Below are 13,341 nucleotides of genomic sequence, written 5' to 3'. Positions count from 1 at the left end.
ATGCAGATTTCGGTAAATGAGTTCCTGACACCCCGCCACATTGATGTGCAGGTTGTCAGTCCAACCCGCGCCAAGATCACTCTCGAGCCTCTCGAGCGTGGTTTTGGCCACACCCTGGGCAACGCGCTGCGACGCATCCTGTTGTCCTCAATGCCCGGCTGCGCAGTAGTCGAGGCCGAGATTGACGGTGTGCTCCACGAGTACAGCGCCATCGAAGGTGTACAGGAAGACGTAATTGAAATCCTGTTGAACCTTAAAGGTCTGGCCATCAAGCTGCACGGTCGTGACGAAGTTACGCTGACCTTGTCGAAGAAGGGTTCGGGGGTGGTTACCGCTGCCGATATTCAGCTGGATCATGATGTCGAGATCGTTAATCCCGATCACGTAATCGCTAACCTGGCGTCTAACGGCGCCCTGAACATGAAGCTCACCGTAGCTCGTGGTCGTGGTTATGAACCAGCCGACTCGCGTCAGAGCGATGAAGACGAAAGCCGCAGCATTGGTCGCTTGCAGCTTGACTCTTCGTTCAGCCCGGTTCGCCGTATCGCATACGTGGTGGAAAACGCCCGTGTCGAGCAGCGTACTAACCTGGACAAGCTGGTTATTGATCTGGAAACCAACGGTACTCTGGATCCTGAAGAGGCTATCCGCCGCGCTGCAACCATTCTGCAACAGCAGTTGGCTGCGTTCGTCGACCTCAAAGGTGACAGCGAACCAGTGGTAATCGAGCAGGAAGACGAGATCGATCCGATCCTGCTTCGCCCGGTTGACGATCTGGAACTGACTGTACGTTCGGCTAACTGCCTTAAGGCGGAAAACATTTACTACATCGGCGACCTGATTCAGCGTACCGAAGTAGAACTGTTGAAGACTCCGAACCTGGGCAAGAAATCCTTGACTGAAATCAAGGACGTTCTGGCCTCCCGCGGTCTGTCCCTCGGCATGCGCCTCGACAACTGGCCGCCTGCAAGTCTTAAGAAGGACGACAAGGCGACTGCCTGATCGTCGTAATCACCGAACGTGAGTTTGGTAAGGAATGAACCATGCGTCATCGTAAAAGTGGTCGTCACCTGAGCCGTACCAGCTCGCACCGCAAGGCCATGTTTCAAAACATGGCGGTGTCGCTGTTCGAGCACGAGCTGATCAAAACTACACTGCCGAAAGCTAAAGAACTGCGTCGCGTTGCTGAGCCGCTGATCACTTTGGCCAAGACAGACAGCCTGGCTAACCGCCGTTTGGTTTTCGACCGTACTCGTTCGAAAGCTATCGTTGGTAAGCTCTTCAACGACCTGGGCAAGCGTTACGCTACCCGTGAGGGTGGCTACCTGCGCATCCTCAAGTGCGGCTTCCGCACTGGCGACAACGCGCCTATGGCGTACGTCGAGTTGGTTGATCGTGCTACTGCCGGCGAAGCTGTAAGCGCCGAGTAAGACGACAAGCTGTAACGAAGAACCGGGCCTAGTGCCCGGTTTTTTGTGCGCGTAATAAAAGCGCGATTTGTACAAGCTTCCACAGGTGGCGCTCGGCACTATGGGCGTTGGGGTTGTTGGTAGTTATTTTCTATTGATGCCTACAATTTAATGAATTTGTAGGTGTCATGTTGATGGTCAATAATCCCCCCAAGCCGATTAGCCGGCAGTTCCAAGCCCGACCTGAGGAAATTGCGCATGAGCCAGAATAAAATCCTTACCACCGCCAGCGGTGCTCCCGTTGCGGATAACCAGAATTCCCGTTCCGCCGGCCCACGTGGCCCGCTGCTCCTCGACGATTTTCACCTGATCGAGAAGCTTGCTCACTTCAACCGTGAAAACATCCCTGAGCGTCGTGTGCACGCCAAGGGGTCGGGTGCGTTCGGTACGTTCACCGTCACTCAGGACATTACCAAGTACACCAGTGCCAAGCTCTTCGAATCGATCGGTAAGCAAACCCCAACCTTCCTGCGGTTCTCCACGGTGGGCGGTGAGCGTGGCTCAGCGGACACCGAGCGCGACCCACGCGGTTTCGCCCTGAAGTTCTACACCGAAGAAGGTAACTGGGACATCGTCGGTAACAACACTCCCGTGTTCTTTATCCGCGATCCGTTGAAGTTTCCCGACTTTATCCACACCCAAAAACGCCTGCCGCAAAGCAATCTGAAAAGTGCGCAGATGATGTGGGACTTCTGGTCGCACTCTCCAGAGGCGCTGCACCAGGTCACCATCCTGTTTTCGGACCGCGGCATTCCCGATGGCTACCGTCACATGCACGGCTTCGGCAGCCACACCTACAGCCTGATTAACGCCAATGGCGAGCGTCACTGGGTTAAGTGGCACTACAAGACCAAGCAAGGCATCAAGAACCTGGCACCAGCCGAGGCTGCACGCCTGGCCGGTACCGATCCTGATTACGCCCAGCGCGACCTGTTTGGTGCGATCGAGCGCGGTGATTTCCCGAAATGGCGTGTGTGCATCCAGATCATGACCGAGGCCCAGGCCAACGCTCACTACGAGAACCCGTTTGATGTGACCAAAACCTGGTCGCAAAAAGAATTCCCGTTGATCGAGGTCGGCGAGCTGGAACTGAACCGCAACCCGCAGAACTATTTCGCTGAAGTGGAGCAGGCGGCTTTCGGCCCAAGCAACATGGTTCCAGGTGTTGGCCTTTCCCCGGACCGTATGCTGCAAGGCCGTGTGTTCGCTTATGCCGATGCGCACCGCTACCGTGTTGGCACCAACCATCAGCAATTGCCGGTGAACGCGCCACGCAACCCGGTCAACAGCTACCAGCGTGATGGTTCGATGGCATTCGGCAGCAATGGTGGCGCGGCGCCCAACTACGAGCCGAACAGCTACAGCGATGCGCCGAAGCAAGCGCCTCAATACGCTGAGCCTGCCCTGGCCTTGAGCGGTGCGGCGGATCGTTACGACCACCGCGAAGACACCGATTACTACAGCCACGCCGGTGCGCTGTTCCGCTTGATGAACGATGAGCAGAAAGCGCTGCTCACCAATAACATTGCCGGTGCAATGGCTGGTGTTTCCAGTGATGTGGTTCAGCGCCAATTGCAGCACTTCTACAAGGCCGACCCGGCTTATGGAGACGCAATCGCAAAGGCACTGGGTGTATCGCTTAACCAACTCTAAACGATAAGCAGAACCGCCCTCATTTGGGCGGTTTTTGCGTTATTTCAGCTACTTTTCTCAGGAAATCTTCACTTTTCTGCCGTTGGTCTCGTGACCTCCGAGTCATCATGGTTCAAACTACAGACTTTCAAGCAGGGAGATGTAGGGCGATGCAAGGTCACCCCGACGTAATCGATTACCTCAACACGTTGCTGACGGGCGAACTGGCAGCTCGTGACCAATATTTCATCCATTCGCGCATGTACGAAGACTGGGGCTTTACCGAGCTTTACGAACGTATCAACCACGAAATGGAAGAAGAGGCACAGCACGCCGACGCGCTGATGCGCCGTATCCTGATGCTCGAAGGCACGCCACGTATGCGTCCCGACGACCTGGATGTGGGCACCACGGTGCCTGACATGCTCGCAGCCGATCTTCGCCTCGAGTACAAGGTCCGTGCCGCGCTCTGCAAGGGCATTGAGCTGTGCGAGCAGCACAGCGACTTTGTGACCCGTGAAATCCTGCGTGTGCAGTTGAACGACACTGAAGAAGATCACACCTACTGGCTGGAAAAGCAGTTGGGCCTGATCAAGCTGATTGGCCTGGAAAACTACCTGCAATCGCAGTTCTGATTCCCCGGCCACAAAAAAGCCCCTGTCACCGATGAGGTGACAGGGGCTTTTTATTGGGCCCGATAAATCAGGCCCGATCGCGTTCCAGCAACGGTTTCAAGTAATAACCGGTGTGGGACTGAGGCATCTCGGAAACCTGCTCCGGCGTGCCCACCGCAATGATCTGGCCACCCTTGGAGCCGCCTTCCGGCCCCAGGTCAACCAGCCAGTCGGCGGTCTTGATCACATCCAGGTTGTGCTCGATCACCACTACGGTGTTGCCGTGGTCACGCAAGCGGTGCAACACATCCAGCAACTGCTGGATATCCGCGAAGTGCAGGCCGGTGGTCGGCTCATCGAGGATATACAGGGTCTTGCCCGTATCGCGCTTGGACAGCTCACGGGACAACTTGACCCGCTGTGCCTCACCACCGGACAGCGTGGTCGCCGACTGCCCCAGCTTGATATACGACAGGCCCACGTCCATCAGCGTCTGCAGCTTGCGCGCGAGTGCCGGAACTGCGTCGAAGAACACTCGAGCTTCCTCGATGGTCATCTCCAGGGTCTCGTGGATGCTCTTGCCCTTGTACTTGATCTCCAGGGTCTCGCGGTTGTAACGCTTGCTCTTGCACACATCGCACGGCACGTAAATGTCCGGCAGGAAGTGCATCTCCACTTTGATCAGGCCATCGCCCTGGCAGGCTTCGCAGCGGCCGCCCTTGACGTTGAACGAGAACCGCCCCGGCCCGTAGCCGCGCGAGCGGGACTCCGGCACGCCGGCGAACAGCTCACGAATTGGTGTGAACAACCCGGTATAGGTCGCCGGGTTGGAGCGCGGTGTGCGGCCAATCGGGCTCTGGTCGATATCGACCACCTTGTCCAAGTGCTCCAGGCCCTTGATGCTGTCGTGAGCCGCCGGTTCCAGGGTAGTCGCGCCGTTCAAGGCGGTCGCGCTCAACGGGAACAGCGTGTTGTTGATCAGCGTCGATTTGCCTGAGCCGGAAACCCCGGTCACGCAGGTCAGCAGGCCCAGCGGAATCTCCAGGTCGACATTGCGCAGGTTGTTACCGCGCGCGCCCTTAAGGTGCAACGCCATTTTTTTGTTACGCGGCGTGCGCTTGGCTGGCACTTCGATTTTCACGCGACCGGACAGGTACTTGCCGGTCAGCGAGTCCGGGTGAGCCATCACTTCGGCCGGCGTGCCCTCGGCGACAATATGCCCGCCATGCACCCCAGCCCCAGGGCCGATATCGACGACATAATCCGCCAGTCGAATCGCGTCTTCATCGTGCTCGACCACAATCACCGTGTTGCCGATATCGCGCAGGTGTTTCAGCGTGCCCAGCAGGCGATCGTTATCGCGCTGGTGCAAGCCAATCGACGGTTCGTCGAGAATGTACAACACGCCCACCAGGCCGGCACCAATCTGGCTGGCCAGGCGAATACGCTGAGCCTCACCACCGGACAAGGTATCCGCGCTGCGATCCAGCGACAGGTAGTCGAGGCCGACATTGACCAGGAACTGCAGGCGCTCACGGATTTCCTTGAGAATCTTGTCGGCAATTTCCCCACGGCGGCCGGTCAGCTTGAGTACACCGAAGTATTCACAAGCATCGCCGATCGGCAGGTTGGTGACCGCCGGCAATGTTTTCTCACCGACCCACACATGCCGCGCCTCGCGACGCAGGCGAGTGCCGCGGCAATCCGGGCACGGTTGGGTGCTGAGGAATTTAGCCAGCTCTTCGCGTACGCTCGCCGATTCGGTTTCGCGGTAGCGGCGCTCCAGGTTCGGCACGATGCCTTCGAACGGGTGCGAGCGCTTAACGATATCGCCACGGTCGTTCAGGTATTTGAAGTCGACGTTCTGTGACCCGCTGCCGTGCAGGATGACTTTCTGCTGTTCGGCCGGGAGTTCGTTGAATGGCACTTCCAGGCTGAATTTGTAGTGTGACGCCAACGACCCGAGCATCTGGAAGTAGTAGACGTTACGCCTGTCCCAACCGCGTATCGCCCCCTCTGCCAGCGTCAGGTCGCCATTGACCAGGCGCTTGATGTCGAAGAATTGCTTCACGCCCAGGCCGTCACAGGTCGGGCAGGCGCCGGCAGGGTTGTTGAAGGAAAACAGCTTGGGTTCCAGCTCGCTGATGGCGTGGCCGCAGATCGGGCAGGCAAAGCGTGCGGAGAAAATGATTTCTTCGCCCGGTTCGTCATCCATCGGTGCGACCAGGGCGATACCATCGGCCAGCTTCAGCGCGGTCTCGAACGATTCCGCCAAACGCTGCTGCAAGTCGGCGCGTACTTTGAAGCGGTCGACCACCACATCAATCGAATGCTTCTTCTGCTTGTCGAGCTTCGGCGCTTCGTCCAGCTCATACAGCTTGCCGTTGATGCGTGCGCGCACGAAACCCTGGGCGCGCAGCTCTTCGAAGACGGAAAGGTGTTCGCCCTTGCGCTCACGAATCACCGGGGCCAGCAACATCAGCTTGGCGCCTTCCGGCTGGGCCAGCACCAGGTCGACCATCTGGCTGACGGTCTGGGCTTCCAGTGGAATGTCGTGGTCCGGGCAACGCGGAATACCCACGCGCGCATACAGCAGGCGCAGGTAGTCGTAGATTTCGGTAATGGTGCCCACGGTGGAGCGTGGGTTGTGGGAGGTCGACTTCTGCTCGATGGAAATCGCCGGCGACAGGCCTTCAATGGTGTCGACGTCGGGTTTTTCCATCATCGACAGGAACTGCCGCGCATAGGCCGACAGCGATTCCACGTAACGACGCTGGCCTTCGGCGTACAGCGTGTCGAACGCCAGGGACGATTTGCCCGAGCCGGACAAACCGGTGATGACGATCAGCTTGTCCCGGGGCAGGGTCAGGTCGATGTTCTTCAGGTTGTGGGTTCTAGCCCCACGAATCAGGATCTTGTCCAAGATGGCCTCGCACGGCGGGCGTAAATAATGCCGGAGTATACGGCTAAAGACTGGATGAATATACACTGCCAGAGTGCCAGGTGCAGCCTTACATGAAAGCTGCGCGGCAAAGCGCCGCATATACCCTCTCAATCGATGGGACTGGTAGAATCGCCGCCGGTTCACACGAGGTTTTTCCATGCACGATCCCCACAGCGAACGCATGAGTAGCGGCGAGACCCGAGCGGCAAGCGGTCTGGCGCTGGTGTTCGCCTTTCGTATGCTGGGCATGTTCATGGTGTTGCCGGTGCTGGCGACCTATGGGATGGATCTGGCAGGCGCGACCCCCGCATTGATCGGCCTGGCGATTGGCGCCTACGGCCTGACCCAGGCGATTTTTCAGATTCCGTTCGGGATCATTTCCGACCGCATCGGCCGACGCCCGGTGATTTACCTGGGGTTGATCGTGTTCGCCCTCGGCAGTGTGCTGGCGGCCCAGTCCGACTCGATCTGGGGCGTGATCGCCGGGCGCATCCTGCAAGGCGCGGGCGCGATTTCGGCGGCGGTCATGGCGCTATTGTCTGACCTGACCCGCGAGCAACACCGCACCAAGGCCATGGCCATGATTGGCATGACCATCGGCCTGTCGTTCGCGGTGGCCATGGTGGTTGGCCCGCTGCTGACCCGCGCGTTTGGCCTGCACGGTTTGTTCCTGGCCACCGGTGGCATGGCGTTGTTCGGTATTGTGATCGTGGCCTTTATGGTGCCGCGCTCCACCGGTACGTTGCAGCACCGCGAATCGGGTGTCGCACGCAAAGCCTTGTTACCAACGCTCAAGCATCCGGACCTGCTGCGCCTGGATTTAGGTATCTTCGTGTTGCACGCCATGCTGATGTGCAGCTTCGTCGCGCTGCCCCTAGCACTGGTCGAAAAAGCCGGCCTGCCCAAGGAACAGCACTGGTGGGTCTACCTGACCGCGCTGCTGGTTTCGTTTTTCGCCATGATCCCGTTCATCATCTACGGCGAGAAAAAACGCAAAATGAAACGAGTTCTGCTCGGCGCCGTCGCGACGCTGATGCTCACTGAGCTATTCTTCTGGCAGTTCGGCGACAGTCTGCGGGCGCTGGTAATCGGCACGGTGGTGTTCTTCACCGCGTTCAACCTGCTGGAGGCCTCGTTGCCTTCGCTGATCAGTAAAGTTTCACCGGCCGGTGGCAAGGGCACGGCGATGGGGGTGTATTCCACCAGCCAGTTCCTGGGCTCTGCACTGGGCGGCATCATGGGTGGCTGGATGTTCCAGCATGGCGGTTTGTCGGTTGTGTTCCTCGGATGCGCCGGGCTGGCTGCACTTTGGCTGGCCTTTGCTGTTACCATGCGCGAACCTCCCTATGTGACGAGCCTGCGTTTGCCGTTATCGCCAGAAGCGATCCGCGAAGCCGGCCTGGTTGAGCGCCTCAAGGCCGTTACCGGGGTTACAGATGCCGTGGTTATTGCAGAAGAAGCCGCCATCTACATCAAATTAGACACCGAATTATTGGATCGCGCGACGCTCGAGCAACTGGTCAACCCAGTGCCGACAGCGCGCCCAGCCTAGGAGAACGTTATGGCCCGTGGGGTTAACAAAGTCATATTGGTCGGTACATGCGGCCAGGATCCCGAAGTTCGCTACTTGCCTAACGGTAACGCCGTGACCAACCTGAGTCTGGCGACCAGCGAACAGTGGACCGACAAGCAGACCGGCCAGAAGGTCGAGAAAACCGAATGGCACCGTGTGTCGATGTTCGGCAAGGTGGCAGAAATCGCTGGTGAATACCTGCGTAAAGGTTCGCAGGTCTACATCGAAGGCAAACTGCAAACCCGCGAGTGGGAAAAAGACGGCATCAAGCGTTACACCACCGAAATCGTGGTCGACATGCAAGGCACCATGCAACTGCTGGGCGGCCGTCCACAGCAGGGCGACCAACAAGGCGGGGGCAACAACTACCAGCAGTCCGCTCCAGCCCCACGCCAGCAGGCTCCGCGCCCGCAACAGTCGGCACCGCAACAGTCGCGTCAGGCGCCGGCTCCACAGCAGGCCGCTCCGCAACCGGCTCCGGATTTCGACAGCTTTGATGACGATATCCCGTTCTAAGGGCTAACCTCCCGGAACGAGCAAAACCCCCGATGGCCAACGCCTCGGGGGTTTTTTATTGCCGGTGGTCAGCGTCTGTAGACGCCTACGGGCATTTGTTCTGTTGGCTAACAAGATTTAGGCTGGGGCCAGCCTCTAAATCAAGCCTCTGAAAGGAAGGAAAGCCGCGATGACCTGGTCAGCCAAGCAGTACACCCTGTTCGAACAGCAGCGTACCCGCCCCGTCCGCGACCTGGTGGCGGCCATTCCCAATACCGATGTGCGCACCGCCGTAGACCTCGGCTGCGGCCCCGGCAACTCCACGCAGGTGTTGGCCGAGCGTTTCCCGCACGCCCACATCACCGGCATGGACAGCTCCGACGATATGCTGATCGATGCGCGCCAACGCTTGCCGGCGCTCAACTTCGAGCTGGCGGATATCGGCGCCTGGAATCCTGGGCAAACATTTGATGTGATCCTGGCCAACGCCTCCCTGCAATGGCTGCCGGACCACGCCACGCTCTATCCGCATCTGGTCAAGCAACTGACGCCCGGCGGCACGCTGGCGGTGCAGACCCCGGATAACCTCGACGAGCCTGCCCACCGGCTGGCGCGCGAAGGGGCGGCCGAGGGTCCATGGGCTGCAAAAATCGGTTCGGTTAAACACAATGAACGCCACGCCGCGAGCTACTACTACGAGTTGCTGAGCAAACACTGCAGCACTGTGGACGTGTGGCGCACCACCTACCTGCACCCGCTGGCCGATCATGCGGCGGTGGTTGAATGGTTCAAGGCGTCGGCATTGCGGCCGTTTCTTGCGCCATTGAGCGACGACGAAAAAGCCGCCTTCCTACGCGAGTATCAGGCGCGGATTACCCAGGCTTACCCAGCCCTGGCCGATGGCAGCGTGTTGCTGCCATTCCCGCGCCTGTTCATCATCGCCACTCGCTAAACCACACACGCGGCGGTCACGCGGCCGCCGCTTGTGCCTGCAAGTATTCTTCCGCCGACACCACACCCGCATACCCAAACGCCAGCGACGCCATATACGCGGCATGCACCTGCGCTGCGGGAATCACCTGGCCATTGAAGTCCAGGTCACGGGTAGCGCAGGCGTCATGAATCACCGTAACTTTGTAGCCCAAGTCCGCTGCGGCGCGCACCACGGCGTCGACGCACATGTGGCTCATGCTGCCGACCACCACCACCTCGGTGATGCTGCGTTGTTCGAGCAACGTGCGCAGGTTGGTTTCGCGAAACGAATTCACAAAATGTTTGAGAACCACAGGCTCATCGCCCTGGTTCAGCACCTTGGGGTGCAAGTGCGCACCTTCGGAACCGGGGGTGAAAAACGGCGCGTCCTCGGCGGTGAATTCATGGCGCACATGAATCACCGCGTCTCCTGCCGCACGAAACGCTTGCAGCACCTGCGCCGCTTTGTCCGCCGCCGCTTCCACGCCGTCAAGCGGCCACTTGCCCTGGGGGAAGTAGTCGTTCTGGATATCGATTAGGATGAGCGCTTGCTTGGCCATGGGTAGTGCCTCGTGATGGGTTGATGGGCTCAGTATCTTAGCTGGCGCCGACGCCTGGCATTGGCTGCACCGACAATAACAGGGGGAAAACTGACAATGGCGATGGTTGAGCTGGGCGTGTTGATCTACCAGGGCGCGCAACTGGCGGCGGTGCATGGCTTGACCGACCTGTTTGGCGTGGCCAACCGGATCGCTGCCGAGCATCAATCTGCGCAATTGCCGCTGCTGCGGGTCAGCCACTGGCAGGTCAATGGCGACGGCACACCCACCAAGGTCTTCGACAGCCAGCCCGGCCCCGACCAACCCTTGATGGCCGTGCTGGTGCCTCCGTCCATTGGTGAATTCAGCGAAGCCCAAGCGCCGCCCGCGCTGCTGGAGTGGCTTCGCCAGCAACACGCGGCCGGCACCGTGCTCGGCGGCGTGTGCATCGGCTCGATCATGCTGGCGCGCAGCGGCTTGCTGGACGGGCGCAGCGCCACCACTCATTGGTCGTCTGCCAAGTCCTTTGCTGCTCGTTTCCCGGCCGTGCGCATGGAGGCGGACAAGCCGATTGTCGACGATGGCGATTTGATCACCACCGCCGGCCTCATGGCCTGGTCCGAATTGGGCCTACGCCTGGTCGACCGCCTGATGGGGCCGAGCATCGCCGCCGACACCGCGCGCTTTTTGGTGATCGAACACAGCGACAGCGCCAGCCAGTGCGGCAGCAACTTTGCGCCGATCCTCGGGCATGGCGACGCAGCCATCCTCAAGGTTCAGCATTGGCTGCAGGCGAGTGGCGCGGTGGATGTGTCCGTGGCGGCAATGGCGCAAGAGGCGGGCCTGGAGGAACGCACATTCCTGCGGCGCTTTCGCAGCGCCACCGGGCTCAAACCCACCGAATACTGCCAGCACCTGCGGGTGGGCAAGGCCCGGCAGATGCTGGAGTTCACCAACGGCACCATCGATCATATTGCCTGGACCGTGGGGTATCAGGACCCGAGCGCCTTTCGCGCCACTTTCAAGAAAATCACCGGGCTGGCCCCCAGCGATTACCGTAGCCGTTTCGGGGTGTGAATCGTGCAGAACGCCGTGCCGATCAAGCGGCGTCGTGCAGAATCAAACAGGCCAACTGCCATCGGTTTTTCCGCAACTGATTGATTTCAAAACCATCCCCCTTGAATGCGCCTTGGCCTGATCCCTGCAACCTTCCTGTTACACACATGGCGGGATCGCCAAGGGGGACGCATGACCCCAGCTCCACGCAAAAGACAGGTGGTCGCCCACTCCACGCGAGAGGGCGCGCCGCAGCATGAGGTGGGCACCAACCTGGCCCTGGCGCGCTGGCTGGCGCAGATATTGGGGCTCAAATTCGGCGGCAGCTATGAGCCTCACAAGCATGCCGGTCGAGACTTGTACCTGTTGCCGACGCAAACCCTGGTCGGCCCGGCCCAGGCCCGCGCGCTGAATATCAAAGGCCCGGAGGACCTGTGGGGCGGTTATGTCGATCACGACTTCATTTGCACCAAGGCGATCAGCCACGGCGTTTTGGGCCCTGAGGCCGCGGTGCCGGAAGGCTGGTCGCCGAAGTTCTGTGAGCGCGTGCGCGAGGTGGTGCTGGACGGCCTCAGCGTATTCGCCATAGAGGATGCCCTTGAAGCCGCCACTCGCCTGCTGCACAGCGGGCCGATCCGCCTGAAACCGGTGCACGCCTGCGCCGGGCGTGGCCAGGAAGTTATCCACAGCCTGGATGAGTTCGACGCGCTGCTTGCGCGACCCGACGCAGCTAAACTGTTCAGTGATGGCGTCGTGCTGGAGCAGGATCTGCGCGACGTGGTCACCCATAGCGTGGGCCAGAGCTTTATCGGCGATCACGTGTTCAGCTACTGCGGCGAGCAATACCTGACTCAGGACGGGCATGGCGAAGAAGTGTACGGCGGCTCCGACCTGCTGGTGGTGCCCGGCTATTACGAGGACTTGCTCAAACTCGAGCTGCCCGACGACGTACGCCAAGCCATCGAGCAGGCCCAGGTATTCGACGCTGCCGCCGATGAGGCCTACCCTGGCTTCTATGCTTCGCGGCGCAACTACGACATCGCCCAAGGCCTGGCCAGCGATGGCCAGCGCCGCAGTGGTGTGCTCGAACAATCCTGGCGCATGGGCGGGGCCAGCAGCGCGGAAGTCGCGGCGCTGCAGAGCTTCATCAACAACCCAGGCCTGAAGGCCATTCACGTGTCCTCGGTGGAAACCTACGTGGACCAGGCGCTGCCGGCGGATGCCATCGAGGTGTATCGCGGCCCGGCCGAAAACAGCGACTTTCTTCTCAAGTACGTGACGGTTAAATCTTATGACGGCTAGAAGCGAAAGCATTGCGATCGATATCGACGACGAACAGATGAGCGGGACGTTCCTGAGCCCCAAATCCAAAGTCCCCGGCGTGCTGTTTGTGCACGGTTGGGGCGGCAGCCAGGAGCGTGACCTGGAACGCGCCAAAGGCATCGCCGGCCTTGGCTGCGTGTGCCTGACCTTCGACCTGCGCGGGCATGCTGGCACCGGTATTCCATTGTCGCGAGTGACCCGCGAAGACAACCTGCGCGACCTGCTGGCAGCCTATGACCGGCTGCTTTCCCACCCGGCCATCGACACTTCCGCAGTGGCGGTGGTGGGCACCAGTTATGGCGGTTACCTCGCGGCGATACTCACCTCCTTACGCCCGGTACGTTGGCTGGCGCTACGTGTGCCGGCGTTGTACCGCGACCAGGAATGGCTCAAGCCCAAGCGCGATCTGGACAAGATGGATTTGATGGATTACCGCAGCACCCTGGTGCACGCCGAAACCAATCGCGCCCTGCATGCCTGCGCGAAATTCACCGGGGATGTGCTGATCGTCGAGTCGGAAACCGACGACCACGTGCCCCACGCCACTATCATGAGTTACCGCGCGGCGTGCCAGCAGACTCATTCCCTGACCCACCGCATCATCGATGGCGCCGACCACTCCTTGAGTGACCCGGTGTTCCAGCAGGCCTACACCTCGATCCTGGTGGACTGGATCACCGAGATGGTGGTGGGCGAGCGGTTGAGCATCATCCAGGCCCGCTAG

The 13,341-nt window shown here is 60.0% G+C and carries 12 protein-coding genes; 10 read left to right on the top strand and 2 right to left on the bottom strand.

Annotated elements, in window-relative coordinates; all coding sequences use genetic code 11:
* The 4 genes from AC0IYH_RS23630 (at position 1) to bfr (ending at position 3,736) form a co-directional block, all read left to right on the top strand.
* The gene (locus AC0IYH_RS23630; protein WP_003176403.1) at positions 1-1,002 is read left to right on the top strand and encodes a DNA-directed RNA polymerase subunit alpha; all 1,002 of its coding nucleotides are present in this window, start codon (positions 1-3) and stop codon (positions 1,000-1,002) included.
* Between the two features lie 41 nt (positions 1,003-1,043).
* Positions 1,044-1,430: a 50S ribosomal protein L17 gene (rplQ, locus tag AC0IYH_RS23625; RefSeq protein ID WP_017135967.1), complete on the top strand. Its 387-nt coding sequence runs from the start codon at positions 1,044-1,046 to the stop codon at positions 1,428-1,430.
* 237 nt (positions 1,431-1,667) lie between these two features.
* Positions 1,668-3,122, top strand: a complete 1,455-nt coding sequence (locus tag AC0IYH_RS23620) for a catalase (protein WP_471836498.1) — start codon at positions 1,668-1,670, stop codon at positions 3,120-3,122.
* Between the two features lie 149 nt (positions 3,123-3,271).
* Complete coding sequence (gene bfr, locus AC0IYH_RS23615) at positions 3,272-3,736, top strand: bacterioferritin (protein ID WP_033900044.1); 465 nt, start codon at positions 3,272-3,274, stop codon at positions 3,734-3,736.
* 67 nt (positions 3,737-3,803) lie between these two features.
* Here the strand turns inward: bfr and uvrA are convergent, their stop codons facing one another.
* Positions 3,804-6,638, bottom strand: coding sequence for an excinuclease ABC subunit UvrA (gene uvrA / locus AC0IYH_RS23610; protein ID WP_471836496.1), 2,835 nt, complete (start codon positions 6,636-6,638; stop codon positions 3,804-3,806).
* Positions 6,639-6,816: 178 nt separating this feature from the next.
* Here uvrA and AC0IYH_RS23605 point away from each other — a divergent pair, with 178 nt between their 5' ends.
* The 3 genes from AC0IYH_RS23605 (at position 6,817) to tam (ending at position 9,679) form a co-directional block, all read left to right on the top strand.
* Positions 6,817-8,211 carry an MFS transporter gene (locus AC0IYH_RS23605; protein ID WP_101273223.1) on the top strand — a complete coding sequence of 465 codons (1,395 nt, stop codon included), beginning with the start codon at positions 6,817-6,819 and terminating at the stop codon, positions 8,209-8,211.
* A 9-nt stretch (positions 8,212-8,220) separates the two neighbouring features.
* Complete coding sequence (locus tag AC0IYH_RS23600) at positions 8,221-8,748, top strand: single-stranded DNA-binding protein (RefSeq protein ID WP_016969466.1); 528 nt, start codon at positions 8,221-8,223, stop codon at positions 8,746-8,748.
* A gap of 169 nt (positions 8,749-8,917) precedes the next feature.
* Positions 8,918-9,679, top strand: coding sequence for a trans-aconitate 2-methyltransferase (tam, locus tag AC0IYH_RS23595; RefSeq protein WP_471836494.1), 762 nt, complete (start codon positions 8,918-8,920; stop codon positions 9,677-9,679).
* 16 nt (positions 9,680-9,695) lie between these two features.
* Here tam and AC0IYH_RS23590 read toward each other — a convergent pair whose 3' ends face one another.
* Positions 9,696-10,259, bottom strand: a complete 564-nt coding sequence (locus tag AC0IYH_RS23590) for a cysteine hydrolase family protein (RefSeq protein WP_471836492.1) — start codon at positions 10,257-10,259, stop codon at positions 9,696-9,698.
* Between the two features lie 96 nt (positions 10,260-10,355).
* On the opposite strand from AC0IYH_RS23590, the gene AC0IYH_RS23585 reads away from it, so the two are divergent.
* The 3 genes from AC0IYH_RS23585 (at position 10,356) to AC0IYH_RS23575 (ending at position 13,341) form a co-directional block, all read left to right on the top strand.
* On the top strand, positions 10,356-11,315 hold the full coding sequence (locus tag AC0IYH_RS23585; RefSeq protein ID WP_116629454.1) for a GlxA family transcriptional regulator: 960 nt from the start codon (positions 10,356-10,358) through the stop codon (positions 11,313-11,315).
* Between the two features lie 171 nt (positions 11,316-11,486).
* Positions 11,487-12,596, top strand: coding sequence for a DUF3182 family protein (locus AC0IYH_RS23580; protein WP_471836491.1), 1,110 nt, complete (start codon positions 11,487-11,489; stop codon positions 12,594-12,596).
* A complete protein-coding gene (locus AC0IYH_RS23575) occupies positions 12,586-13,341 on the top strand; it encodes an alpha/beta hydrolase family protein (protein WP_471836489.1) in 756 nt (251 codons plus the stop codon). Before AC0IYH_RS23580 ends, AC0IYH_RS23575 begins: the two co-directional genes overlap by 11 nt.

This window comes from Pseudomonas sp. AC463 (assembly GCF_979253585.1).
Note: the sequence above shows the minus strand (reverse complement) of the source record. Positions and strands in the feature narration are given on the sequence as shown.

What these genes read in the sequence shown, in the direction of transcription:
- AC0IYH_RS23575 (WP_471836489.1), top strand. Translation starts at nt 12,586, where the DNA reads ATGACGGCTAGAAGCGAAAGCATTGCGATCGATATCGACGACGAACAG.
- AC0IYH_RS23580 (WP_471836491.1), top strand. Translation starts at nt 11,487, where the DNA reads ATGACCCCAGCTCCACGCAAAAGACAGGTGGTCGCCCACTCCACGCGA.
- AC0IYH_RS23590 (WP_471836492.1), bottom strand. Translation starts at nt 10,259, where the DNA reads ATGGCCAAGCAAGCGCTCATCCTAATCGATATCCAGAACGACTACTTC.
- AC0IYH_RS23620 (WP_471836498.1), top strand. Translation starts at nt 1,668, where the DNA reads ATGAGCCAGAATAAAATCCTTACCACCGCCAGCGGTGCTCCCGTTGCG.
- AC0IYH_RS23585 (WP_116629454.1), top strand. Translation starts at nt 10,356, where the DNA reads ATGGCGATGGTTGAGCTGGGCGTGTTGATCTACCAGGGCGCGCAACTG.
- tam (WP_471836494.1), top strand. Translation starts at nt 8,918, where the DNA reads ATGACCTGGTCAGCCAAGCAGTACACCCTGTTCGAACAGCAGCGTACC.
- rplQ (WP_017135967.1), top strand. Translation starts at nt 1,044, where the DNA reads ATGCGTCATCGTAAAAGTGGTCGTCACCTGAGCCGTACCAGCTCGCAC.
- AC0IYH_RS23605 (WP_101273223.1), top strand. Translation starts at nt 6,817, where the DNA reads ATGCACGATCCCCACAGCGAACGCATGAGTAGCGGCGAGACCCGAGCG.
- AC0IYH_RS23600 (WP_016969466.1), top strand. Translation starts at nt 8,221, where the DNA reads ATGGCCCGTGGGGTTAACAAAGTCATATTGGTCGGTACATGCGGCCAG.
- AC0IYH_RS23630 (WP_003176403.1), top strand. Translation starts at nt 1, where the DNA reads ATGCAGATTTCGGTAAATGAGTTCCTGACACCCCGCCACATTGATGTG.
- bfr (WP_033900044.1), top strand. Translation starts at nt 3,272, where the DNA reads ATGCAAGGTCACCCCGACGTAATCGATTACCTCAACACGTTGCTGACG.